Source organism: Natrinema amylolyticum, from assembly GCF_020515625.1.
Taxonomy (GTDB): domain Archaea; phylum Halobacteriota; class Halobacteria; order Halobacteriales; family Natrialbaceae; genus Natrinema; species Natrinema amylolyticum.
Window position 1 is genome coordinate 89,221 of sequence record NZ_JAIWPJ010000003.1, and the last position, 24,367, is coordinate 113,587.

A 24,367-nucleotide genomic window follows, 5' to 3' on the forward strand; every position below is an offset into this window, starting at 1 on the left:
TTACTGCCAACGTTCCCGTCCGAAAACAAATAACTACTTCCGCAGCGTCGACGCGCTTTGGCCGATCGTGTTTCGAGTACACCGTCGTCGCTATCGTTCGACGTCGGGGTTCTACAGTCCGGCGACGTCCTCGATAGCGTCGGTCAGCTCCTTGATGGACTCGAGGTCGTGTTCGCCCATGTGGCCGATGCGGAACGTCTCCTCACCCAGCGTGGAGCCGTAGCCGTTCGAGAAGACCATGTCGGTCCGTTCGGAGACCTCCTCGATCGTCGCCGCGACGTCGATCCCCTGCGTGTTCTCGATACAGCTCACGGTCTGGGATTCGTACCCCTCTTCGGGGAACATGTCGAAGTGCTCGCGGGCCCACTCGCGGGTGTACTCGGCCATCTCGCGGTGGCGCTCGTCCCGGGCGTCGTGGCCCTCCTCGAGCATGTACTTCATCTGTTTGCGGTAGGCCAGCATGATCGGGATCGCCGGCGTGGAGTGGGTCTGGCCCTTCCGCTCGTAGTAGTCGATCGTGCGCTGGAAACCGCCGTACCACGACGCCGAGTCCTTCTCGAGTTCGCGCTCGTAGGCGTCGTCGCTGACGACGCAGATCGCAAGTCCCGGCGGCATCGCGAACGCCTTCTGGCTCGAGGCGAAGATGACGTCGATGTTATGCTCGTCGATGTCGACGTAGTCCCCGCCCAGCGAGGAGACGGCGTCGACGACGAAGTAGGTGTCCGGATACTCGGCGACGACGTCACCGATCTCCTCGATCGGGTTTCGCACGCCCGTCGAGGACTCGTTCATGACGGTCGCGACGACGTCGTAGTGTTTGTCGCTCTCCTCGAGCGTCTCGCGGATGTCCGCCGGTTTGATCGCCTCTCCCCACTCGTACTCGAGCCGGTCGACGTCCTTGCCCAACCGCTCGGCAACGTTGGCGTGGCGCTCGCTGAAGCTGCCACAGGTCGGGACGAGGATGTTCTCGTCGACGAGGTTGAGCGTCGAAGCCTCCCAGAACTCCGTGCCCGAACCGGTCAGGATGACGACCTCGTTGTCGGTGCCGAGGAACTCCTTCGTGTCCTCGACGATGGTCGTGTAAAGGTCCGTCATTCGGTCCATGCGGTGACCGAACATCGGTTCGGCCATCGCCTCGATGACGTCCTCGCGTACCTCGGTCGGACCCGGAATATACAGCGTCTTGTCGGGATAATCGTCCTTGTATTCGCGTTTCTTGGTCACGGAAACCACCTGAGTAAGGGCCACTGGGTAGCGAAACGGTATGGTACTTTTGATGCCCCACTGAGAGCTGGGGGTGATCGGCGATCGAAGCCGCGCCGAACGCAGCGACTCGCCGACCTCTCACGGGCGAACTCGTGAGTGACCGAAGCGGTGCGTCACTCGCTCGAGTCGGTGCCGCCGCTCCGAATTTCGATAGCACCGCTCATCCCGGCCGTATAGTGCGGGCGACAGACGTATTCGGCCATTTCGCTCGAGGCGTCGAACTCGAGGACCTGCTCGTCGCCGGGATCGTCGGTAATCGGCGTCTCGAGGTCGTCGACGACGGTCTCCTCGTCGTCATAGATCGCGATGTCGTGGACCGCGCCCTCGGCGTCGGTCCAGCGGATCGCGTACCGTGCGCCCTCGGTGAGCGCGATCGTCGGGTTCGCCACGTTTTCGATCGCCGACGGACTCGTACCGACCCACGTGATGGCGTCGGATCGAAACCGGATCTCCGTTCCCGGTTCGATCTCGAACGCGCGATCGGTCTCGACCGGATCGGGCTCCTCGTCAGCGTCGTCGTCCGGGTCCTCGGTACCGGTGTCCGCATCCGCTTCGGCGTCGTCATCGTCTGCTGATGCGTCGCCGTCCGACGCGGAATCGCCGTCATCCGCCGAGTCGCTGTTAGCCTGCGGGCCCTCGTCACCGCTCCCGTCGCCGGTCGACGAGTCGAGATCACCGTCAGCCGAGTTCTCGTCCAGACAGCCGGCGAATAGCACACTCGAGACCGTTATCCCGCCGACCCGTAGCAGTTCGCGACGGGAGCCATCGGTTCCATCACGAACATTTTCTGACATGTGTGAGGTTAAATGAGTTTGATGGATCGTACCGGTCACGATACCGCGTACTGATACCATCGAACGACGTATCGCGAAACGAGTGACACGGTCGGGACGGACATAGCAGAACCGCAATGAGAAAACAGAGATCGACCGCTCGTCGCCGACAGCCGCGCTGTCACACTGTGCCTGCGAGAGGGCACTCGAGGGTGGTCACTGTCGCGAAACGGGGCCAGAGAGCCGTTATTCGACCGTAATGTCGCCGACCATCTGCGAGGAGTGGGGCTGGCAGACGTACTGAGCCATCTCACTGCTCGCCGTGAAGGTCAGCGTCTGGTCCGACGGCTCCTCCTCGGACGTCTGCTCGGTCGAGTGGTCGCCGACGACGCTACCGCTGTCGTCGCGGATCTCGATGTTGTGTGGCTGGCCGTTGCCCTCGGTCCAGCCGATCGTGTACTCTTCGCCTTCCGAGAGGATGAGCGTCGGGTTCGACGAGCCCGCGATCGCGTCCGGACTGACGCCTTCCCATTCGGAGGTCTGACCGCTGAACATGATCTCGTCGCCGGCTTCGGCCTCGTACTCGCTCGCGCCGCCGCCGTTTCCGTTCCCGTTCCCGTTGCCGTTACCGTTTCCGTTCCCATCGTCGCTGCTACAACCGGCGACGAGCGCCGTCGACGCTGCCGCACCAGTGATCTTCAACGCTGTCCGCCGTGAAACCGGGTTATCTCGTGCCATCAACGGCGTTTAGGTTCGGCCACATAAAAATTGATACCTTCTCCCCATACGACGTTATGAGAGTACATACCACAATATAGAACTATCAGATCAGTTGTTTCGATCCCGACGCTCAGGCGTTCTCGCGGTCGCCCGATCGAAACCGGTCGGTCGGCTCGAGCGAGAGTCGCAGGAACACGGGCACCGTGACGACGGCGATCGCGATCTCGAGGCCGCCGACGACGAGGAAGGCCAGGTCGTAGCCGTAGGTGCCGGCGACGGTGCCGCCGATGAGAAAGCCGCCGAGGAAGCCGAGGCTCCCGGCGACGTTGAACCCGGCCATGGCGACGCCGCGCTCGCTCTCGGCCGCGAGGTCAGTGACCAGCGCCATCGTCGCGGGGGCGACGAGCGCACCGAGGACGCCGACGCCGGCCATCGCGATCGCGGCGGTCGGAACCGACGGCGAGGCTCCGACGAGGAGGATCCCGCCGCCGTAACACACCGAGCCGACGACGATCGGGACCGTCCGACCGATCCGGTCCGAGAGGGCACCCATGGGATACTGCAGCAGAGCGAACGGTGCGAAAAAGCACGCCAGCAGGAGGCCGGTCGCCCCGGCGTCGAGGCCGAACGTCTCCTGAAAGTAGAGGGTCCCAACGAGCGCGAAGAAGCCCGCCGTGAGCCGATCGACGAAGCCGAACGCGTACGGGATCGACAGCGTCGGCCGTCGGCGAATCCCGTCCACGAGCGCTCGAGCGCTCCGGTTTCCGTCGGGGGTCCGGTCCTCGACCAGCGAGACGAGGCCGCCGACACAGACCAGCAGGCCGGCGGCGACGACCAGCGGTGCGATCGGATCGAGCGCCGTGAGCTGGCCGCCGACGGGGGCACCGAGGGCGGCCCCGAGACCGATGGCGATCCCCGCCGCGCCCATGTTCCGACCGTGACCGCCCTCCAAGTCCATCAGCATGGTCATCGTCAGGGAGAACGCGCCGATAGTCATCGCCCCCTGCAGGACCCGCAAGAGGAGCACCCCCTCGAAGGGGATCGAGCCGATCGTCGGGACGGCGGCGAGGGCGGCATAGCCGGCCGCGCCGGCGAGCGCGCCGACGACGATAAAGGGCGTCCGCCGACCGGTCGCGTCGCTCGCGACGCCCCAGACGCCAACGAACGCGACGTAGGCGGCGAACTCGGCGACCAGAAACCACATGCTCGCGTCGAGCGGGGTCGCCGCGAACGCCGACGTCGTCGCGTCGGCACCCAGCGTCTCGACGAGCGTCGCGACGCCCGGATAGAGCAGCACTTGCGAGAACAACACCGCGAAGACCAGGGCGGCGAGGACGACCCGATCGCGGTCACTCGAGTGCACGGCCGACCCTTGGCGCTACGAGCCTATCAAGTCGTTCGTCTCGGACCGAACCGATCCGCTCATTGTCACGCAGATTGACACGGTCGGAACCGATACGTTTTCGGTCGCCGTCGACATCTCACACTCGATGACAGTCACGCGTCGGCAACTGCTCGCCGGTGGAGCGGCCGCCGGAACGGGAATCGTCGCCGGCTGTACCGATTTCGTTCGGGACTCGCTTTCGTCGACGCCGGGAACCGTTTCGAGGGCGGCCCTCGAGGAGACCGGCTACGGCGAACACACCGTCGAGGAGGTCGTCGTCGAGCGGACCGTCGGCCGGTTCGGGATCGAGCGCTCGATCGAGGCCCGGAACTGGTACGCCGAGTATGATCGAGCGATCGCGCTCGACGCGGTCGGTCTAACGCGCGTTCAGGCGGCAGTCGTCGCCGTTCTCACCACACCGCAGGTCTCGTTCCTCGGAAAGACGTTCAATCCCGTCGGCGAGTACTCGACGGACGACCTCGTCGAACTGATTCAGAACCGGTACGACCGACTCGAGGACGTCCGAACCGTCGACGAGGAATCGATTTCGATCCTGGGTACCGAAACGACGCTCGCCCGGTACGAGGCGAGTGCGCGGCTGATTTCGGCCGAAACCACGCTCGACGTCTATCTGGAACTCAGCGATCCCATCGAACACGGCGACGATTTCGTGATTTGCGTCGCGGTCTATCCGCAACTGCGGGGTCTCGAGACCGAGTCCGAGCCCGTCCGGACGATGCTCGGGGCGCTCGAGCACGAGTGAGTGGGCGGACGGAACACGGACGGTTTGGCCTGAGATTCGTTCAGTTCGTGATTCTACGGTCGAATGTAGGCGTAGCCCTCGCTCTGCAGGCGGGTGAGTTCGCCGCCGCCGGAGGGGACGGTCTCGACGCCGTCGACGAGATCGGACTCCGCGAGGTCCTTCAGGTCGAGCGTGTTTCCGCAGGCTTTGACCGCGATACCCGTCTCGAGCAGCGATTCGACCATATCGCTGCCGTCGCCGCCGGCCGTCAGCGGCTCGATGCCCTCGGCCTGGGCGACGATGGCGATGTCGTCGATCTCGACAGAGTCGTCCTTCGTGAGGTTCTCGGCGATGGTGAGCGCGGTCTCTCGCTGTGCCGGGTCGTCGGCGATGAGGTGGAAGACTGTCTGCACGTGTCGACCGGACAGGCTCTCGGGAGATAGCGGTTGAGCCTGCAAGCGAAGCGCTCCGGTGGAGCCGACGATTCGAGTCGTCGACCCGTTCATGCGAGACAATCTCTAGTCTGCGGTTTTTGCCGTTACTGCGGTGCATATGAACGTGGAGTAGTATGCATACTAAACATGAGCGACGACGCCAGCGACGACGCCGACGCCGAGAGCGAGCACGGACTCGGCACGCGAAGCGTCCATGCGGGCCAGTCTCCGGATCCGGAGACCGGCGCGATGGCACCGCCGATCTATCAGACGACCTCCTACGTCTTCGATGACGCCGACACGGCCGCCGACCGCTACGCCCTCGAGGACGACGGCTACATCTACTCTCGGATCGCTAACCCGACCGTCACCACGCTCGAGGACCGCCTCGCCGACCTCGAGGGCGGCGCGGGCGCGGTCGCGACGGGCAGCGGTATGGCTGCACTGGACTCCGCAGTGCTGATCCTCGCCGAAGCGGGCGACAACGTGGTCTGTTCGACCGACACCTACGGCGGGACGACGGCCTACTTCTCGAAGACGGCGACCCGCAGGGACATCGAGCCGAAGTTCGTCCCCACCCTCGAGTACGACGAATACGAGGACGCCATCGACGAGGACACCGCCTTCGTCCACGTCGAGACGATCGGCAACCCCTCGCTGGTCACGCCCGACTTCGAGCGGGTCGCCGAGATCGCCCACGAGAACGGCGTCCCGCTGGTCGTGGACAACACCTTCGCGACGCCGGCGCTCTGTCGCCCGCTCGAGCACGGAGCCGACGTCGTCTGGGAATCGACGACCAAGTGGCTCCACGGCTCCGGGACGACCGTCGGCGGGGTACTGGTCGACGGCGGCACCTTCCCCTGGGGTGAGCACGGCTACGACGAGATCGCGGGCCCGAACCACGCCTACCACGACGTCGACTTCTCGCGGGACTTCCCCGAGGCACCGTTCGCCGCCGCGGCCAGATACCGCTCGCTGCGCAGTCTGGGCAACCAGCAGTCGCCGTTCGACGCCTGGCAGACGCTACAGGGGCTCGAGTCGATGCCCCTCCGCGTCGAAAAGCACTGCGAGAACGCCGCGATCGTCGCGGAGTACCTCGACGACCACGAGGACGTCGCCTGGGTCACGCATCCGGGGCTCGCCGACCATCCCACCCACGACAACGCGACGCGGTATCTCGAGGACTACGGCGGGATGGTCGCGTTCGGGCTCGAAGAGGGCTTCGAGGCCGGCAAGGCCTTCTGCGAGAACGTCGAGATCGCCCAGTTCCTCGCGAACATCGGCGACGCGAAGACGCTCGTCATTCATCCGGCGAGCACCACGCACGGCCAGCTCTCACCTGAGGAACGCGAGGAGGCGGGCGTCACGGCCGATCTGATCCGGATGTCGGTCGGGATCGAGGATCCCGAGGACATTCTGGCGGACCTCGAGCAAGCGATCGCGGCGGCGACGCGAGCCTGTCGCGGGGACGGTGAGACACCGTGACGACGAAGAACACGGCAGAGCTTGGTGAGTTCCGGTTCGAGTCCGGCGAGTCGATCCCGAGTCTCGAGGTCGCCTACGAAACTTACGGCGAGTTCACGGGCGACAACGCGGTACTGGTCTGTCACGCGCTGACCGGCAGCGCCCACGTCGCCCGTCGCCCGGACGCCGGCGGCGAGACGGCGGGCCAGGCTCGCGCCTGGTGGGGCGACGTCGTCGGTCCCGGGAAGGCCATCGACACGACGGAGTACTACGTCATCTGTGCGAACGCGCCGGGCTCGTGTTACGGGACGACCGGCCCCGCGAGCGAGAACCCCGAGACGGGCGAGCCCTACGGCACCGACTTCCCCCCGGTCACGGTCGGCGACTGGACCCGCGCCCAGCGGAACCTGCTGGACGAACTCGGCGTCGGCCGGCTCCACGCCGTCGTCGGCGGCAGCGTCGGCGGGATGAACGTCCTCGACTGGCTGCGACGCTTCCCCGACGACGTCGAGCGGGCGGGCGCGGTCGCCACCGCCGCCCGGCTCGACGCGCAGTGTCTCGCGCTCGATACTGTCGCCAAACGAGCGATTACGGGCGATCCGAACTGGAACGGCGGCCACTACTACGGCGGCCCGGAGCCCGAGGAGGGGCTGGCTCGAGCGCGCCAGATCGGTCACATCATGTACCTCTCGAAGGCCTCGATGGGCCGGAAGTTCGGCCGCCGGTCGGCGGGCCGGGAGGCGGTCCGCGAGGAGCCGCCGGACCCCGCCGCGGCCTTCTTCCCCTATCGGGAGGTCGAGTCTTATCTGGACTATCAGGCCGACAAGTTCACCGACCGGTTCGACGCCAACAGCTATCTCTACATGACCCGCGCGATGGACGACTTCGACCTCTCAGCGGGCTACGAGTCCGACGCCGACGCGCTCGCGGCCTTCGAGGGCGAACTCCTCCTCCTCTCGTTTACGGGCGACTGGCACTTCACCGTCGAACAGGCCGAGTCCCTGGCCGAGGCCTGTCGCGAGGCCGAGGTCGACGTCGCCCACCACGTCGTCGAGTCCGACCACGGCCACGACGCCTTCCTCGTCGAACCCGAAAAGGTCGGCCCGCCGCTGTCGGAACTGCTCGAGGAGGGACTCGCTGGGCGAGCGATCACGGATACGGCTCCGGAACCCGACGAGTCCGGAGAGTTCGCCCCGGTCCACACGAGTCTCTTTTCTGAGTAATCCGTTCGGATTAGATATTTTCTATAGTAATCCAGGTCTCGGAGAGAGCGGTCTGAACGCGTGTTCCATGGATATTATTTCTAATCCGCAAGAAACAGTGTCGAAAGTTATAATATCGTTCTGTCTGATGTATCGGTGATGTCAGACGGGAAGCAAGTGGATTACGAGGAGGAATCGACGGAGCAACAACAGAATCAGCCGGCGCAGCGGCAGGTTCCGCAGAATGAGGGAAGCGATCTACCAATAAAAGAGGGGGCGGTGTTCGGGGCCATCGCCGTGGTCGCGACGTACCTCGCACATCTGCTCGTGACGCTCGTGGCGTCCGCACAGACGACCCCCGAGGTCACGGTCGAGGGGACGGGTGACGATGCGACGGTGGTCGCGACGGACCTAGTGAGTTCGTGGGTAGGAGCGGGCTGGAGCTACATCGCCTCGTTCGGCGTCGGATTCGAGGCAGCGGGAGAACCCGCGACGATCTCTGACGCGCCGAACAACGTCGCGGCGATCGCCAATACGCCGTTTTTCCTGCTTGACACGGTTCTCTTCCTGGCGACGATCGGTGCCGTGGTCGCTGCCGGATACGCCGTTGCGAGGTACACCGACGCCGACGACGCCGTCGACGCAGTCAAGGCCGGGGTGACGGTCGTCCCGCCGTATCTCGTGTTCGCGGCCGTCGCTGCGTTCCTGATGACCCATACGTACTCCGAGGACGTGCTCGTGCAAACGCTCGTCGGAGACTCGACCAGTCTTGGTAACGTTGCGACGCTGGAGTATGAACAGTTCTTCAGCGACGAAGGCAACGTCATCAGCGATGTCGAGTTCGGACCGGCGACGACTGACGCCATCCTCTTCGGCGGACTCGCCGTTCCCGCCGTCCTCGCGGCCGCCGGCGGGTTGCTCACGCAGTGGCGTGACGCGGTCGAGAGCGCAGTCACCGCGGTCAACGAGCGGTAACTACCGGTAGAATCGATTCGAAGGCGTTTTTCACGGGGTGCAGTGCGGAAGCTGATACCCTTTCGGATGACGAATGCGTCGGCTTCGTACCGAAAGCCACAGCACCGCCTCTCGAAGAGTGGATCAGAATTCGGGGAGGGGGTGAAAGGAAAAGCGAGTCAGAGGCGGATCGATTCTGAGGGGACAGGAAAGCGATTAGCGACCGTCACTCTGACCGTGGGCACGACCCGGGTCAGCCGAGACGTACTGATCGGCGAGCGAGCCGTCGGAGCGGCGGCGCGCGAGCCAGTATTGGACGTCAGAGACGAACAGCGCGAGGTTTTCGCGGGCGAACAGGTTCATCGAAACGCCCTGCGGTGAGCGGAACAGGGCGATCATCGACCACATCGAGCCGGCGGCGAACGCGCCCGCGGCGGAGAAGGTCATCCCCAGCGTGAAGAAGGTCATACTGTAGACGAACCCGATCCCCATCGAGGGCAGACTCGTGCCGAGGGGAACCCGCGCGTTCGCGTCGCGCAGCGTCGGCGCGAGAAAGACGATCGAGAGGCCGCTTCCGAGCATGAATACGAGGTCTTGCCACATCATCAAGAGCACTTACTCGAGTATGAGTTAAAACTCTCTCGGTCCGGAAATGGGAAGTTAGAGCGGATATTCACTGCTCGACGACCGTTCGATCGGACCGGCGATCAGCGACGAGAAGAGACGATCAACTGTGGCTCGGGCTCGGGATGCAGGAGCACAACTACTGGTTACGAACGATAAGTCGGTCGTAACGCCGACGAATTAGCGGTCGGCGAGCACGCCGTCCTCGACGAGCGTCTCGCGGGCCTCGGCCATCGAGGAGACGACCACGTCACAGTGGGGTTCGACCGCCGGTTTGGGCTCGAAGCCGATCGCCAGACCGGCGACCTCGAGCATCGGCAGGTCGTTGGCCCCGTCGCCGACCGCCACGGTGTCCGCGAGGTCGACGCCGACGTCGGCGGCGAGGTCCTCGAGGGCGTCGTCCTTGGTGCCCTCGATCAGGGGACCCTCGACCGCGCCCGTGAGTTCGCTCGCCTTCATCGGGAGCCGGTTCGAGACGATATGGTCGACGGAGACGCCCTCCCGTTCCAGAGCGGCCGCGACGCCGCGTTCGAACCCGCCCGTGAGGATGGCGGTCGTGACGCCGGCCGCGTTCAGTTCCTCGATGAGGTCGGCAGCGCCCTCGCGGAGGACGACCTCGTCGAAGGCGGCGTCGGCCTCGGCTTCGGGCAGGCCCTCGAGGAGGGCCGCGCGCTTGCGGAGGCTCTCGGCGTAGCCGATCTCGTCGTTCATCGCGCGTTCGGTGATGTCGGCCATGTCCTCGGCGACGCTGCGGCGGTCGCCGAGCAGTACGGTCATTTCGGAATCGGAAAGCGTCCCGTCGAAGTCGAAAGCGACGACTGTCATTGTGCCCCGATTGTCGGTCCCCGGATAAACCAGTTCAGGTTTCGGTTCCGTGACGGCTCGCCGTCGAGACCGCGGACGGTCGCTCGATTCGGTGCTGGTTCCACGCGTCGAACGACCGAAACGTATTCCCCATCGTCGTTCGTTGCCGGCCACATGTCATCTAATCAGCAGTACGAGACGGGGCCCTCGCTCGAGGACGAGCGAGAGTTCGACGAGAGCGAGGACGGCGGGGACGGCGGGAACGGCAGGAACGGCGACGATCCGACCGACGTTCCGCGGCGCAGGCGGCGAAAACTGACCGTCTCGCCGTGGAAAGCCGGGCTCGTGTCTGGCGCGAGCGCCCTCGCGGTCGTCTACGCGGTGGCCTACCACCTCGTGAGCGTACTGATCGCAACGTCGGGAACGGGAGCGGAGGACGAGCCGAGCCGGTGGATCCTCGCGGGGTTCGTGACACTGGGGAGCCACGGTGCACCGATCGAACAGAGCGGCGAACCGATCGGCTTCGCATTTAGAATGGATCAAGGCTTCATCAGCCACGTTACCGCGCTCGTTCCGGTCGTCGTGTTGCTGGTCGCCGGCTATCTGCTCGTTCGCTCCGTTCGCCTCGAGACGCGTGCGGACGCCGGCCTCGCGCTCGGCTCGTTCGGACTGAGCTACCTCGCGGTCGCGATCGCCCTCTCGCTGCTCGCCACGTGGACGCCCGAGGGGACCGATCCGGAGCCGATCGCCGTCCCGACCGACGCGTCCCTGCTCCTGACGATTGGCGGGACCGTCGTTTTCTTCGTCGCGATCGGAGCCGCCGTCGCCGCCGTCCCGCGACTGCTGGCCGATGACCGCTAAGGCCGGCGGTCAGCTGAGATGGCCGCTCGAGAACCCGTGCTGAAACGACTATGCACTTTCGTCGACCGGGGTCTTGACGATCGTCACCGGCCGGGAGGCGAGCCGGGCGACGCGGTCGGTGACGCTCCCGAGGAGCTGCCGGTACTCGCCGGGCCGTTCCGTGGATCCCATGACGAGCAGGTCGACGTCCGCCTCGTCGGCGTAGGCGAGGATCTCCTCGTGCGGTCGACCGCGCCTGACGACCGTCGTCGGCTCGAGTCCCGCCTCATGGGCCGCCTCAGCGGCCGTTCCGAGGGCGTCTTCACCGATCTGCTCAAGGGCGGCCTCGAGTCCCTCGAACTCGTGGACGTACTCGTCGCCGCTGTAGGAGTCGTAGACGTCGCTGTCGACGACGTACAGCAGGTGCAGTTCCGCGCCGGTGTGTTCCGCGACGGCGATGGCGTGTTGGGTTGCGAGTTCCGTTCCCGCTTCGGCGTCGGTCGGCAGCAGGATTCGGTCGTACATACCTGAGAAGAGGGGATATCGACTGATAATCCTAGCAAGAGATTCCCGCTCACTGGGAGGACGATCCGTGACGCTCGATCGACAGCGACAGGATCACCCGCTGGCACACGGCTCCGAACTGCCCGGCGATCGCAGTCGGCTCGAGCACGGATCGACTTCTCGTGTCAGCAGCACGAGACGGGCGACGCCGGTACGGAACGGCACGGAGCCGTCAGTCCGGGAAAACGGACTCGCCGTCGACCGCGGTATTTTTTGCCACCTCCGACCACAACGGAAGGGTTTACCTGTTCCGCACGGTTGTCTCGCGCATGAAGGTTCTCGTCACGGATCCGATCGCGGACGCGGGTCTGGACGTACTCAGAGATGCCGGCCACGAAGTCGAGACGGGCTACGAACTCGAGGGCGACGACCTCCTCGAGGCGGTCTCCGACGCGAACGGTATGATCGTTCGCTCGGGGACCGAGGTAACGGACGACGTGCTCGAGGCCGCCGAGGATCTCGTCATCGTCGGCCGAGCCGGGATCGGTGTCGATAACATCGACATCGACGCCGCGAAAGACCACGGTGTCATCGTCGCCAACGCCCCCGAAGGGAACGTTCGCGCAGCCGCCGAACACACCGTCGCGATGACGTTCGCGACCGCGCGATCGATCCCGCAGGCCCACATCCGCCTGAAGAACGGCGAGTGGGCCAAAAGCGACTACCTCGGGACCGAACTCAACGGCAAGACGCTGGGCGTCGTCGGCCTCGGCCGCGTCGGCCAGGAGGTCGCCAAGAAGCTCGACTCGCTGGGCATGGACATCGTCGCCTACGACCCCTACATCAGCGAGGAGCGCGCCGAGCGCATCGGTGCCGAACTCGTCGAGTTCGAGCCGTGTCTCGAGGCCGCCGACTTCGTGACCGTCCACACGCCGCTGACCCCCGAAACGGAGGGGCTGATCAGCGAGGACGAACTGGACCTGCTGGACGACGGCTACCTGGTCAACTGCGCCCGCGGCGGCGTCGTCGACGAGGACGCACTCGCCGCCAAGGTCGAAGACGGCACCCTCGCCGGCGCGGCGATCGACGTCTTCGCCGAGGAGCCCCTGCCGGCTGACTCGCCGCTGCTCGAGCACGACGAGATCATCGTCACGCCCCACCTCGGTGCCTCGACGGAGGCCGCCCAGGAGAACGTCGCGACCTCGACCGCCAAACAAGTCAACGCCGCGCTGGTCGGGGAACCCGTCGCGAACGCCCTCAACGCCCCCTCGATCGACGAGAGCGCGTTCCCCCGCGTCGAGCCCTACATCGAGCTCGCCGAAACGGCCGGCAAGGTCGCCGCGCAACTGCTCGAGGGCCGCATCGAGAACGTCGAGGTCAGCTACGAGGGCGACATCGCCGACGAGGATGTCGAGTTCGTCACCGCGAGCGCGCTCAAGGGCGTCTTCCAGCCCCTCGAGTGGCAGGTCAACGCGGTCAACGCGCCCCAGATCGCCGAGGATCGCGGCGTCGACGTCACTGAGTCCAAGACCCGACAGGCCGAGGACTTCCAGAGCCTGGTCTCCGTGACCGTCAGCAACGCCGACGACGAAGTCTCGGTCGACGGGACGCTGTTCGCGGGCGACGACCCGCGCATCGTCCGCATCGACGGCTACCGCGTCGACGCCATCCCCCACGGTCGAATGGTCGTCGCACGCAACACGGACGAACCCGGCGTCATCGGCCATATCGGCTCGGTGATGGGCGGGTACGACGTCAACATCGCCGGCATGTTCAACGCCCGCGAGACCATCGGCGGCGAGGCCCTGACCGTCTACAACGTCGACAGCGAGGTCCCCGACGCGGCCAAGGAGGAACTCGAGTCCGACGAACGGATCATCGGGATCAACGACATCACGCTGAACGGCCACAACTGAGCGCTCGAGACCACCGATACTTCGGTCACTGATTTTCGATTCGGTTCGGATCGAGAGAGACTTCGAATTCGATGCCCGCTCGAGCGGACCGAACTCCCTCCCGATCGGACAGTCAGCCCGTTCGTGAGCGCGCTTTATCTCCGTGGGGAGCCTCCCTCTCGGAGGAGGCGAACGACATGACAATTCCGGAACGCGGTACAGTACAGCAGCCGACCGACAGCGCCCGCGAGGACGCCGCGGACACGAAGTGGGGGATTCGCGAGGGGATCGGTCTCTCGCTCGTCTCGATCTTCGGGTTGCTGTTGCTGGTAGTCGGACTGCTGTTGGCCCCGGGACTCGCCGCGGCGGCGTCGACGGTCGGCCTGCTGGCGTTCGCGGTCGCGCTGGTCGTCGTCGGTCGCTGGAGCTGGAACGGACGATAACGGCGGTCTCGCTCACTTTTTCGACAGTCCGGTCCGCGAGTGTCGATGTTCTCTCGCGGTTCGCGCGGCAAAAGACCTATCGCTCGGACGAACGATACCGCGAGTATGGACGACGACGTTGCGGTCGACTTCGGGGAGGACGGCCTCGTCCCCGCCGTGGCACAGGACGCCGACACCGGCGAGGTACTGATGCTCGCGTACGTCTCGCCGGAGGCCTTAGAGCGGACCCGCGAGACCGGCCGCGCGCACTACTACTCTCGGAGCCGGGAGGAACTCTGGGAGAAGGGGGCGACGAGCGGTCACGTCCAGGACGTCGAGGAGGTCCGGGTAGACTGCGACGCCGACACCCTCCTCTATCTGGTCGACCAGGAGGGCGGCGCGTGCCACACCGGTCACCGCTCGTGTTTCCACCGGACGATCGAGGGCGAGAACGTCGGCGAGCGAGTGTTCGACCCCGACGCCGTCTACGAGTGAAATGAGCGAACGCGTCCGCCCCTCCGACGCCCGCTCGAACGACGGTGCCAGCAGCGACGACGGCGAACCGACCCCGCTCGAGGCGCTCGAGGCCGCCCGGAAGCGCCTCGAGACGGTCGAGACGCGGATCGAAGACCACGGCGAGGAGACCGTCGAAGAGACCGCGGCGGCCTACCGGACGGCGTCGAAACTGCTCGAGGACTACGTCGACCGCGCGACCGGGACTGGCAAGGAGAACTTCCAGGCCTACATCGAACTCGAGGGCAAATTCGACGGACTGGTTTCGGGCCTCTCGGACGGGCTCCCCGAGTACGATGCCTTCGAGGACGCCCTCGAGGCGATCGACAAGCGTCGGCTCAGCGAGTCCGACTTCGAACGGGCCCGCGAGGCCCTCGAGCCGGCCGCCGAGTACGCCGACCTGCTCGAGGAACGCGAGGCCGCCCGCGAGGAGCTCGCCGAGGCCCGCACGGCCGCAACGACGCGCCTGCGGGCCATCGACGACGAGACCGACGAGCACGAGCGGCTGCTCGAGCTGGCGAACGCGGATCTCGACGCCCCGGTCGAGCGACTCCGGGAGCCGATCGAGACGTACAACGACGCGATCCGCGAGGCCGTTCGGGAGTACCGGCTCGAGGCCAGCGCGCGCGAGGTGTTCGACCTGCTCGAGCGGAGCCAGTGGTATCCGTTCGTGAGCTACGAGCGACCGCCGGACGATCTGGCGGCGTACGTCCGCGAGAACCCGGCCGGCGAGTACACCATTCCCGAGTTGCTCGAGTATGCCGACTACTCCCGGTCGAAGCTTTCCCACTACGTCGACAGCGCGGACGAACTCAAGCGCAACGTCGCCACCCAGCAGACGTATCTCGAGGGGATCGACGCCGAGCCGCTGACGATCGACTGGCCGCCGGAGCCGGCCGGCGCACTGCGCCGCCGGGCGCGAGAGTATCGCCCGTTCGTCGCCCGGATCGCCGACGAAGACGCGGTCGCGGCCCTGCGCGAGGTCCGCCTGCTCGCGACCGATCCCGACTACGACCGCCTGCAGACCGCCGCGCAGGCGGTCGCCCAACTCAGCCCCGCCGAACGCGAGCGCCTGACCGACGGCCGCGTCGCGGACGAACTCGAGGCCCTGCGGACCGAACGGGAGCGACTCGAGGACGCGCTCGAGAGCGATGACCCGGTCTGAGCGGCGTGACTCCGCGGCGGAGCCCGCACTCGAGACCGGCCCCGCATTTTAGCCGCCGCCGCTCGAAGGCTCGTCCATGACCAGACATATTCTCGTCCCGATGGACGACTCCGCGCCGGCGCGAGCGGCCCTCGAGCACGCTCTCGAGTGGGTGCCCGCCGATCGAGTGACGGTCGTCTTCGCGATCGACGACCTCGAGGCGGACTACGGCAGCGTCGTCTCGGGGGACGACGAACCGGAGTTCTTCGCCGACGTCCGAGAAACTGCCGCCGAACACGGTCGATCGGTCGAAACAACGGTCGTCGAGGGCAGCGGCGCGGCGGACGCGATCCTCGAGTACGCGACCGAGGAGAACGTCGACGCGATCGTCATGGGGAGCGAAGGGAAGGCCGGCGTCTCGCGGATGTTGCTCGGCAGCGTCGCGGAGGCGGTCACCCGGCGCGCGGAGATTCCCGTGACGATCGTTCCGTGACAGAGTGTGACCGTTCGATAGAGACGTGAATTGGGCAGTGGGTTCTGATGGAAATGAGCGAGAAAAGTGTCCTGCTACCGTGGCAACGGGGAATCGCCACGCCCTCCCCAGCCGATTCGCTCTCTCTATCCGGTCGATCGCTCATCCCTCGCACGACATCGGCGGCCGCCCTCACTGGCGTTCGGCCGGCCACCAGCGCGCGCCACCGCGGGCCGGATGATCGATTTGGAGAGATACGTCGACCTGCGGTCGATCGAGCGGGTCGCAGAAAACTGCCTCAGACGTCGGCCTTCGCGGCGGCGAGCGCGTCGTACATGTCGCCGGCGAGTTCCGCGGCGCGGTCGCCGTCACGGGCCTCGGCGTAGATTCGGACGAGCGGCTCGGTCCCGGAGGGGCGAGCGAGCACCCACGCGTCGCCGTAATCCAGCCGGTAGCCGTCGCGGGTGTTGAGTTCGGCGGCGGCGGCCTGGGCCTGATTGGCCGCCGCGTCGAGCATCGCGTCGCGCTCGGCTGTCGACTCGTACTCGACGTTGTGGCGCACGTTGACGTAGCCGTCGTAGGGCGCGACGATCTCGCTGACCGGCCGTTCGGCGACCAACTCGAGGAATCGCGCGGCCGTGAAGGCCCCGTCTCGGGAGAGGCGGTAGTCGGGGAAGAAGATCCCGCCGTTGCCCTCGCCCGCGACGGGCACCCGCTCGCCGTTGGCCTCGAGCTCTTGGATCCGGGTGATGATGTTCGTCGAGCCGATCGGGGTCAACTCGAGTTCGGCCCCGACTTCGGTGACGACGTCGACGAGCCGCTGGGAGACGTTGACCGCCGAGACGGTGGTGTCGCCGGGCTCGAGTTCGGCGGCCGCGAGCGCGGCGAGAGTGGCGTCGCCCTCGACGTATTTGCCGTTCTCGTCGAAGAAGATGGCGCGGTCGGCATCGCCGTCGTGAGCGATGCCGACGTCGGCGTCGGTGGCGCGGACGAGCCGGCCGAGATCGGCGAGGTTGTCGGGGACTGGCTCGGGGTCCCGACCCGGAAAGTGGCCGTCTGGCTGGGCGTTGACCGTGACAACTCGACAGCCGAGTTTCCGGAAGAACTCGGGACTGGTGAGCGATCCCGCACCGTGGCCCGGATCGAGCGCGACGGTGAGGTCGGCGTCGGCGATCTGCTCCCGATCGGCGGCCGCGAGCAGTTCGTCGACGTATGCCCGTGCTACGCCCTCGACGTCGCGAACGCGGCCCGTCTCGTCCCAAGGGGCGACGGCGAACGATTCGGTGAGCAGCGTCTCCTCGATGGACTCGAGGCTCGAGGTCGAGAGTTCCACGCCGTCGTCCCCGACGAGTTTGACGCCGTTGTACGGCGGCGGGTTGTGCGAGGCCGTGATGACCATGACCGGTACCCCTTCGCGTTCGGCGTAGGCCTGTGCCCCCGGCGTGGGGAGGACACCGAGGCGGTCGACGTCGGTTCCGGTACTCGCCAACCCGCTGGCGGCCGCGTCGGCCAGCATCCGACCGGTGTGGCGCGTGTCGCGGGCGATGGCAACTCGGTCCCCACCGCGACCGTCGCCCCAGGTCGTCCCCGCCGCTTTCGCGACGCGCAGGACGAACGCGGGCGTCAACTCCTCGTTGGCGACGCCCCGCGTCCCGCTCGATCCGAAGACTTGCATCACGTGCTAGTCCGACCGGACTCCTCAAAGGGATTCCGCAACCCGGCCAGCGGGACGGACGCCCGTGACGGAACGTTTTCGGCCCGTCCCCGCCACGGTTCCGTATGGACTCGATCGAGGAAAAGCGCGTCTACGGCGACCGCGAGGGTGCGATCACGGCGTACGTCGCGAGCGAGATCGGCGTCGTCCGCGTCAGCGTCGCCGGCGACACCGTCGGCGAATTCGGACTCTGCGAGCGCTGTACCGCCCGAGACGTCGCAGCGACCCGCGACGCCGTCGCCGTCGCGACCGACGAAGACGTTCGCGTGCTCGCGCTCGAGGAGGGAGCCGAACCCGAGACCGGAAACGGCGCCACCGACGCGGCCGCCACCGACGAGACGTTCGTCGGAACGGGATTCGGCCCGGCGGTCGCCGTCGGCTACGACGACGACGGCGATCTGATCGCGGCTGATTCGAACGGCCGCGTCGCGTGTCGGGCGGCCGGAGCCGACGAGTGGACCACGCTCGAGGACGAGACCGTCGCCGCGGTGCGGGCGATCGACGGCGACCTCGTCGGCACCGACAGCGGTGTCTACCGCGTCCACGAGGGCGGACTCGATCACGCGGGACTGACGGACATCCGGGACGTCTCGGCCGCCGGCGTCCCGCTGGCCGCCACCGTCGACGGGCTCTACAAGCTCGGCAACGGCTGGATGGAAATCCGCGAGGGGCAGTTCGACGTCGTCGCGGCGGACCCCCGTTCGGAGCCCGGACGGCTCGTCCGCGCCCACGCGGTCGCCGGCGACACGGTCTACGAGTACGCGTCCGACGACGACGAGTGGCGGGAGCGAGCGAGTGACCGTTCGAGGGGCCGGATCGTGGGCGTTGGCTACGGCGACGCGGTCTATGCCGTCACGGAGTCGGGGACGTTCCTCTCGGCGAGCGAGGGGGAGTGGCGGACGCGAACGCTGGGGATCACCGGCGTCACGGGCCTCGCCGTTCCGCCGCAGTAGTCGGAACGCTAATCCCGAGTGCGAGACCGAGATCGCGGCCGGTGTCTGACGGACGTTTATTTAGCCAGGATTATTCTCTTTCAGTACATGAACGAGCTACCGCGGCGACGACTACTGGCCGCGACCGGCACCGCGCTCACCGGTGCGGTCGCCGGCTGTATGGGCAGTGACGACGAAAACGGGGACGGCGGAAACGGGAACGGGAATGGGGACGGGGACGAGAGCGCGGATCCGGAAACCGGGAGCGAAACCACCGAGGCGGCCAGCGGAACGCTGCTCGGAGAGATCTCTCTCGAGAACTTAGACGACGGGACACACACGATCGACGTCATCGTCGAGTTCGGCGACGGCCCCGAACACTGGTCGACCCACGAGCTCGCCGAGGACAGCGGCGCGAAACTCGAGCGAAACTGGCCGACCGAATCGGGATCGTTCAGCGTCATGTTCCGACTCGACGGCGGAAAGCCGACGCAGGTGACGCCGGCGCGGTGGAACGACCCGGATTGTGTCAATGTCTTCGCGATGGTCGATCGCAACGGCGAGCTGACGGTCCTGAGCGATACCGACGGCGGTCCCTGCGGCGACGGCGATACGGCCTTAGACGACGCCGAAGAGTGAACGAGCGGGTCGGTGAGGACCGACGCGATCACAAACGGACTCGCCTCGAGTCGCGCCGAGCGGTCGTTTAAGTACTTCTGGTCACAAGGTGAAGCTACGAGGAGCTTTTCGCGGGATACGGAACCGATCGACGAGCCGTCGCTCTCGGTCGGAGAACGAAAACTGGTTTAGCCCCCGGCCTGTCCCACCGACTATGATCGTCAGCGGATCCGCGTCGCAGGCTCTCGCTGCGGCGCTCGCACGCGACCTCAAAGAACCGCTCGCCGCCGTCGAGTACGACCGCTTTCCCGACGGTGAACTGCTCGCCGCCGTCCCCGGCGTGGCCGAGGCCGAGCCGGACCGGGCGGTGATCGTCGCCTCGACCGTCTCGAGCGACGCCCATCTCGAGGTGCTCCAGCTGCAGGACGCCGTCCGCGAGGCCGGCGTCGAGGAGGTCGTCACCGTCCTGCCCTACATGGGCTACGGCCGGCAGGACGCGGCCTTCGAGCCGGGCCACCCCGTCTCCGCCCGAGCAGTCGCCCGCTCGATTTCGACCGGGACGGACCGCGTCCTGACCGTCAACCCCCACGAGGAGGCGGTCTGTGAATTTTTCGAGCCGACGGCGACCGCCGTCGACGCGGCCGGGCGACTGGCCGATCCCCTGCCCGACGACCTCGCGGAGCCGGTCTTCCTCTCTCCCGACGCGGGAGCGATCGACCTCGCCGAGACGGCTCGAGCGGCCTACGGCGCGGGCGAGACCGACTACTTCGAGAAGACCCGCCACTCCGGCACCGAGGTCGAGATTTCGCCAAGCGGCGTCGAGGTCGCCGGCCGCGACGTCGTCGTCGTCGACGACATCATCGCGACGGGATCGACGATGAGCGAGGCCGTCGCCGTCCTCGAGGACCGGAACGTCGGTCGAGTCTTCGTCACCTGCGTCCATCCGCTGCTCGCTCGCGACGCCGTCACGAAGCTCTCGCGGGCCGGCGTCGAGGCGATCTACGGCACTGACACCATCGAGCGAGGCGTCGCCACCGTCTCCGTCGCACCGACGCTCGCGGCACACCTGTAACTAAACGGTTAAGTAGTCCCCAGACACTGGTCTAGTTGTTAGCGCGTGGCACGAGGGGGCCTCGGCCACACGAGCCGTCGCGGAGAACGCCTAGATCTGTCAGATGCACGGAATCGTCCACAAGACCCTCAAGGAATACATCGTCGATCGGACCGACGACGATACCTGGGACACGATCGTCGAGCAGTCCGGCCTCGAGCCGAAGCTCTATCTCCCCGTTTCTCACTACGATGACGGAGAAATCGACGCCATCCTCGAGACGCTCTCGACGATGGCCACGCAGGATCGGCAGGCGATCGAGCGCGACTTCGGTACGACGCTCGCACCGGAACTGCTCTCGACGTTCAGCGCCCACGTCAAACGCGACTGGGACCTGCCCGAACTACTCGCCGAACTCGAGGACGTCTACGACAACATCGAAACGGCCACGGAGAACACCTCGATTCCCGAACTCTCCTGTACGCGCGAATCAGATCACGCGATCGTCACGTACGACACCCACCGCGAGCAGCGCTACTGCGGACTCGCCCACGGGATCCTCGAGGGAGTGGTCGCCGCCTACGACGCCGACGCGACCGTCGCGAAGACGGCCTGCGTCGACGACGGAGACGAAGCCTGTCGGTTCCGCGTCGACTTCGAATAACGACGGCGAAGAAAGCGAGAGACGACCGCACGGTCGAACCGTGTGTCGGCCGATCGGCGGATCGCCGACGCGTCTCGACTCAACGCGAAACCGTTCCGGCCATGATGTAATACTCGTGGTGCGGTTCCCGTCCCCACAGTACCGGATCGAGTAGCGGTTCGTATTCGATGTCTCGGAGGCCGTGCCGTGTGAGGACCGAGCGTAATTCGTCGGGCGGTCGACCGTCGTACATCGGCAAGTTATCGTGGATCTCCTCGTACTCGTCCCACGGTTCGTCGTGATCCCAGTAGCCCTCGATCACGAGGATCCGTCCGCCCGGTTCGACGACTCGCTGCCACTCCTCGATCGCTCGCTCCGGGTTCGGGAGCGTCCAGATCAGGTGTCGGGCCGTGACCAGTTCGACGGCGTCGTCGGGAACCGCGAGGGCTTCCGCGTCCCCGCGGTAGAACTCGATCGATCGGTTCGCCCGCTCGGCTTTCGCTCGAGCGCGCTCGAGCATCCGCGGCGCGACGTCGACGCCCGTGACGTCGTGGCCCAGCCCCGCCAACAGCAGCGATATGACCCCCGTCCCGCAGCCGATATCGAGCACCTGGCGCGGGTCGTCACCGGTCCACTCGCGGAGAACCGACGACCACCGATCGCGCTGGTCGTCGGTGTGGATCCCGTGATGGCTCGCGTCGTCGAACGTCGGTGCGCGGTCGTTCCAGTGCCGTCGGACGAGGTCCTTGACGGCATCGTCGTTCCGATCCGGGTGCGTCATGCGGGAATCTCGCTCACGTGTCCTCCGTTTCCACAGAGTTGCCAAAAACGTGGGGAATCGAACCGGTCGCAACTCTATCCAACGGCCACCCCGGACCGGGTTCGACGGAGAAGAGACGGACCGAACTCAGTAGCTGCGGACGGAGAAGAGACGGACCGAACTCAGTAGCTGCGACGACGGGCCACCAGTGATCCGAGAAGCGCCATCACGAGAGCCACCGCTGCCGCCGAGATCCCGAATCCGGACATTTCCTCGACCGTCGCGGCCGGACCGCCGCCACCGCCGACATCGACCATCGTCGTCCGATCGCCGACGGCGATTTCGTATCGTCCGGCCTCGTCGAACCAGAGCGTGGCGTCGGCCGTCGTCGTCTCGTCGGGTCGGAGCGCTACCGGTCGTTCGGCGACGACACCGTCGACCGTCCGGAACGCGAGGACGGCCGCGGCCGGTCGGTCGCCGGCGGCCTCGACCGTCGCGGTCGCGTTCACCGACTCGCCGGGCCCGATGCCGTCGGGCGAGACCCGCAGGTCCGTCACGGTCACGCTCGGTGACGAACGGACGACCGCGGTCAGCCGTTCCGAGCCGACGCGAACGTCGTACTCGCCGGGCTGTGACGGCGTCCACGAGAGGGCGTTGTTCGCGTCCTCCCCGGGCGCGAGCGTCCCCCGGCGGTGATCGACGACTCGGCCGTCGACCTGCAGGGTCGCGTCGTAGGTCCCCTCGCGCTCACCGACGTTCGCGACCGTACTCGGAATCGTCACCGACTCGTCGACCGGCACCGCGATCACGTCGCGGTTCTCGTCGGTACCGTCGGTCTCCGACGCCGTCCAACGCGGCCACTCCCGATCCGCGACTTCGATCGGCTCGGACCCCAGTCCGTACTCGAAGGCCGCGACCGACTGCTCGAAGGCGGCCTCGTGCTCGCTCCGACTCCACATCTCGGGCGACGCTGCCGTCTGCGTATACCGCTCCGCGACCGCACGGACCGCCGGTCCGCCTTCCTCCTCGAGCGCGTTCAGGAACTCCGCCTCGGTCACGGGCTCCTCCCGGGCGTTCAGCGTCCGGAACACGTCCTCGAGCGTCCGGTCGCCGTCCGTCGCGAGCCGGAGTCGGCGGTCGATCTCGCCGTAGACCAGCGCCCCCTTCGCGTAGTGGGTCTCCGGATCGTCCCAGGTCGACCGGTCGACGAGGGTGCCGTCGGCGTACGGCTCGTGCTCGCCGCGCTCGAGGAGCGACCGGAAGTCGGCGAAGTCAGTCGCACCGCTCTCGAGGGCGAGCAGGCCGGCGTAGTAGTCGGCCTGGCCCTCGGAGACCCACTCCATCGCGGGGTCGGTGTCGGTCTCGCCGGCGAAATCCTGCCGGACGTGGACGTACTCGTGCAGCCAGACCGGGTTCCGCTCGTCGAGCGCGGCGTCGTCGACGACCCACGCGTCCGACTCGCCGTACTGGATCCCGCGCTTCGACCCCCAGTCGATCTCGTTTGGCACCGCGACCACGAACACCTCGCCGCTCCGCGCGCCGACAGCGAGATCGTCGCGAGCGTCCGCGAGGGCGGCCAGTACCGCGTCCGGGGACTCCTCGAGGGTCGCGGCGTCGGGGACGACCAGCCTGACCGTCCCGCCGTCGACGGCTCGCTCGTGCTCCGTCACGCCGCCGAAGACGGCGATATCGTCGCCCGCCGCGCCCGGCCCGTCGACGCGGACCGTCTCCTCGATGCCGACGGGCGCGCTCCGCCGGTAGAACAGCGAGACGTCGGGGACCGGCACGACGCCCCAGTCACCGGTATCGACGAACGTGTACCCGTCTCCCGAGCCGTCGGTCCCCCGCCGTTGGTCCCCCCGCCGATCGGCCGGCATCGCGTACCGAATCGTCGCCTCGTCGGCGTCCTCGGTCCACTGGAACGTCCGCTCGCCCGTCCGCTCGAACCCCGAAATTCCCTCGACGGTCGCGCCCCGCTCGAGTTCGACCTCGAGTTCCGTCACGGAGTCGGGGATTCGGAACGTCATCGTCACCCCGAAGGCGTCGGGGTCGTCCGGTCGGTGCCGGAGGACGGTCGTCCGGTGGAGCACGTCGGAATCGCTGGTCGTCGCCGTCGATCCGGCGCTCGTCCCCACCGAGGCGAACGACTCGCCGGCACCGGGACTGACGCCGGAACCGGCCACTGTCGGCGGATCGGCCGTTCGTGCCGGTTCGACGGCACCGACGCCGGCCGGCAGGCTTCCGACGAGCAAAACGACGAGCGCGAAGACGACGACCCGAGATCTCACTACTCGTTGCTGGTGAGTCAGCGGTCAAGACATTTGCGACACCGACACTGTCATCGTCAGCTGACTGACGTTCGGCGTAACTATTCGCGAATCACGGGCGACTCGAGCGGAACACCGATATCGGGAACGGCAGCCCCTATCGGGTCAGGACCGCCCTCGCGGGAGGTCGTCGAACGATCCTCAGTGCTATCCTCGATCAGGTCG

General features: G+C 66.7%; 25 protein-coding genes. 14 read left to right on the plus strand and 11 right to left on the minus strand.

Features of this window, described 5'->3' with window-relative positions; all coding sequences use genetic code 11:
* Positions 1–111: 111 nt before the first annotated feature.
* The 4 genes from LDH66_RS16075 to LDH66_RS16090 all read right to left on the minus strand — a co-directional run bounded on the left by LDH66_RS16075 (position 112) and on the right by LDH66_RS16090 (position 4,122).
* The gene (locus tag LDH66_RS16075) at positions 112–1,224 is read right to left on the minus strand and encodes a pyridoxal-phosphate-dependent aminotransferase family protein (protein WP_226482105.1); all 1,113 of its coding nucleotides are present in this window, start codon (positions 1,222–1,224) and stop codon (positions 112–114) included.
* Positions 1,225–1,379: 155 nt separating this feature from the next.
* Positions 1,380–1,982, minus strand: a complete 603-nt coding sequence (locus tag LDH66_RS16080; RefSeq protein WP_226482106.1) for a plastocyanin/azurin family copper-binding protein — start codon at positions 1,980–1,982, stop codon at positions 1,380–1,382.
* A gap of 303 nt (positions 1,983–2,285) precedes the next feature.
* A complete protein-coding gene (locus tag LDH66_RS16085) occupies positions 2,286–2,777 on the minus strand; it encodes a plastocyanin/azurin family copper-binding protein (protein WP_226482107.1) in 492 nt (163 codons plus the stop codon).
* A gap of 112 nt (positions 2,778–2,889) precedes the next feature.
* Positions 2,890–4,122: an MFS transporter gene (locus tag LDH66_RS16090; protein ID WP_226482108.1), complete on the minus strand. Its 1,233-nt coding sequence runs from the start codon at positions 4,120–4,122 to the stop codon at positions 2,890–2,892.
* 127 nt (positions 4,123–4,249) lie between these two features.
* Here LDH66_RS16090 and LDH66_RS16095 point away from each other — a divergent pair, with 127 nt between their 5' ends.
* Positions 4,250–4,906, plus strand: a complete 657-nt coding sequence (locus tag LDH66_RS16095; protein WP_226482109.1) for a DUF6517 family protein — start codon at positions 4,250–4,252, stop codon at positions 4,904–4,906.
* A gap of 53 nt (positions 4,907–4,959) precedes the next feature.
* Here LDH66_RS16095 and LDH66_RS16100 read toward each other — a convergent pair whose 3' ends face one another.
* The gene (locus LDH66_RS16100) at positions 4,960–5,298 is read right to left on the minus strand and encodes a DsrE family protein (protein WP_226482110.1); all 339 of its coding nucleotides are present in this window, start codon (positions 5,296–5,298) and stop codon (positions 4,960–4,962) included.
* Positions 5,299–5,466: 168 nt separating this feature from the next.
* On the opposite strand from LDH66_RS16100, the gene LDH66_RS16105 reads away from it, so the two are divergent.
* The 3 genes from LDH66_RS16105 to LDH66_RS16115 all read left to right on the plus strand — a co-directional run bounded on the left by LDH66_RS16105 (position 5,467) and on the right by LDH66_RS16115 (position 8,960).
* Positions 5,467–6,804, plus strand: coding sequence for an O-acetylhomoserine aminocarboxypropyltransferase/cysteine synthase family protein (locus LDH66_RS16105; RefSeq protein WP_226482111.1), 1,338 nt, complete (start codon positions 5,467–5,469; stop codon positions 6,802–6,804).
* Positions 6,801–8,006 carry a homoserine O-acetyltransferase MetX gene (metX, locus tag LDH66_RS16110; protein WP_226482112.1) on the plus strand — a complete coding sequence of 402 codons (1,206 nt, stop codon included), beginning with the start codon at positions 6,801–6,803 and terminating at the stop codon, positions 8,004–8,006. Before LDH66_RS16105 ends, metX begins: the two co-directional genes overlap by 4 nt.
* A 138-nt stretch (positions 8,007–8,144) precedes the next feature.
* Positions 8,145–8,960 carry a DUF7978 family protein gene (locus LDH66_RS16115; protein ID WP_226482113.1) on the plus strand — a complete coding sequence of 272 codons (816 nt, stop codon included), beginning with the start codon at positions 8,145–8,147 and terminating at the stop codon, positions 8,958–8,960.
* 195 nt (positions 8,961–9,155) lie between these two features.
* On the opposite strand, the gene LDH66_RS16120 is transcribed toward LDH66_RS16115, so the two are convergent.
* Positions 9,156–9,545 (minus strand): hypothetical protein, encoded by a 390-nt coding sequence (locus LDH66_RS16120; RefSeq protein ID WP_226482114.1) that lies wholly within the window; start codon positions 9,543–9,545, stop codon positions 9,156–9,158.
* 198 nt (positions 9,546–9,743) lie between these two features.
* Complete coding sequence (gene serB, locus LDH66_RS16125) at positions 9,744–10,388, minus strand: phosphoserine phosphatase SerB (protein ID WP_226482115.1); 645 nt, start codon at positions 10,386–10,388, stop codon at positions 9,744–9,746.
* Positions 10,389–10,541: 153 nt separating this feature from the next.
* Between serB and LDH66_RS16130 the strand changes: the two genes are divergently transcribed.
* Positions 10,542–11,228 (plus strand): DUF7978 family protein, encoded by a 687-nt coding sequence (locus LDH66_RS16130; RefSeq protein ID WP_226482116.1) that lies wholly within the window; start codon positions 10,542–10,544, stop codon positions 11,226–11,228.
* A 48-nt stretch (positions 11,229–11,276) separates the two neighbouring features.
* On the opposite strand, the gene LDH66_RS16135 is transcribed toward LDH66_RS16130, so the two are convergent.
* The gene (locus LDH66_RS16135) at positions 11,277–11,732 is read right to left on the minus strand and encodes a universal stress protein (RefSeq protein ID WP_226482117.1); all 456 of its coding nucleotides are present in this window, start codon (positions 11,730–11,732) and stop codon (positions 11,277–11,279) included.
* Positions 11,733–12,040: 308 nt separating this feature from the next.
* Here LDH66_RS16135 and serA point away from each other — a divergent pair, with 308 nt between their 5' ends.
* The 5 genes from serA (at position 12,041) to LDH66_RS16160 (ending at position 16,178) form a co-directional block, all read left to right on the plus strand.
* The gene (serA, locus tag LDH66_RS16140; RefSeq protein ID WP_226482118.1) at positions 12,041–13,627 is read left to right on the plus strand and encodes a phosphoglycerate dehydrogenase; all 1,587 of its coding nucleotides are present in this window, start codon (positions 12,041–12,043) and stop codon (positions 13,625–13,627) included.
* Positions 13,628–13,803: 176 nt separating this feature from the next.
* Positions 13,804–14,049 (plus strand): hypothetical protein, encoded by a 246-nt coding sequence (locus tag LDH66_RS16145; protein WP_226482119.1) that lies wholly within the window; start codon positions 13,804–13,806, stop codon positions 14,047–14,049.
* Between the two features lie 105 nt (positions 14,050–14,154).
* The gene (gene hisI, locus LDH66_RS16150) at positions 14,155–14,523 is read left to right on the plus strand and encodes a phosphoribosyl-AMP cyclohydrolase (protein ID WP_226482120.1); all 369 of its coding nucleotides are present in this window, start codon (positions 14,155–14,157) and stop codon (positions 14,521–14,523) included.
* 1 nt (position 14,524) lies between these two features.
* Complete coding sequence (locus LDH66_RS16155; protein WP_226482121.1) at positions 14,525–15,706, plus strand: DUF7118 family protein; 1,182 nt, start codon at positions 14,525–14,527, stop codon at positions 15,704–15,706.
* A gap of 76 nt (positions 15,707–15,782) precedes the next feature.
* Positions 15,783–16,178: a universal stress protein gene (locus tag LDH66_RS16160; RefSeq protein ID WP_226482122.1), complete on the plus strand. Its 396-nt coding sequence runs from the start codon at positions 15,783–15,785 to the stop codon at positions 16,176–16,178.
* Positions 16,179–16,455: 277 nt separating this feature from the next.
* Here LDH66_RS16160 and glmM read toward each other — a convergent pair whose 3' ends face one another.
* A complete protein-coding gene (glmM, locus tag LDH66_RS16165) occupies positions 16,456–17,832 on the minus strand; it encodes a phosphoglucosamine mutase (protein WP_226482123.1) in 1,377 nt (458 codons plus the stop codon).
* Positions 17,833–17,936: 104 nt separating this feature from the next.
* Here glmM and LDH66_RS16170 point away from each other — a divergent pair, with 104 nt between their 5' ends.
* The 4 genes from LDH66_RS16170 (at position 17,937) to LDH66_RS16185 (ending at position 21,136) form a co-directional block, all read left to right on the plus strand.
* Complete coding sequence (locus LDH66_RS16170; protein ID WP_226482124.1) at positions 17,937–18,824, plus strand: HVO_0234 family beta-propeller protein; 888 nt, start codon at positions 17,937–17,939, stop codon at positions 18,822–18,824.
* Between the two features lie 87 nt (positions 18,825–18,911).
* Positions 18,912–19,442 (plus strand): hypothetical protein, encoded by a 531-nt coding sequence (locus tag LDH66_RS16175; protein ID WP_226482125.1) that lies wholly within the window; start codon positions 18,912–18,914, stop codon positions 19,440–19,442.
* Positions 19,443–19,635: 193 nt separating this feature from the next.
* The gene (gene prs / locus LDH66_RS16180) at positions 19,636–20,493 is read left to right on the plus strand and encodes a ribose-phosphate diphosphokinase (RefSeq protein ID WP_226482126.1); all 858 of its coding nucleotides are present in this window, start codon (positions 19,636–19,638) and stop codon (positions 20,491–20,493) included.
* A 103-nt stretch (positions 20,494–20,596) separates the two neighbouring features.
* On the plus strand, positions 20,597–21,136 hold the full coding sequence (locus LDH66_RS16185; RefSeq protein ID WP_226482127.1) for a heme NO-binding domain-containing protein: 540 nt from the start codon (positions 20,597–20,599) through the stop codon (positions 21,134–21,136).
* Between the two features lie 79 nt (positions 21,137–21,215).
* On the opposite strand, the gene LDH66_RS16190 is transcribed toward LDH66_RS16185, so the two are convergent.
* Both LDH66_RS16190 and LDH66_RS16195 read right to left on the minus strand, forming a co-directional pair.
* A complete protein-coding gene (locus LDH66_RS16190) occupies positions 21,216–21,896 on the minus strand; it encodes a class I SAM-dependent methyltransferase (protein ID WP_226482128.1) in 681 nt (226 codons plus the stop codon).
* 161 nt (positions 21,897–22,057) lie between these two features.
* Positions 22,058–24,163, minus strand: coding sequence for a CARDB domain-containing protein (locus LDH66_RS16195; RefSeq protein ID WP_226482129.1), 2,106 nt, complete (start codon positions 24,161–24,163; stop codon positions 22,058–22,060).
* Between the last annotated feature and the right edge of the window lie 204 nt (positions 24,164–24,367).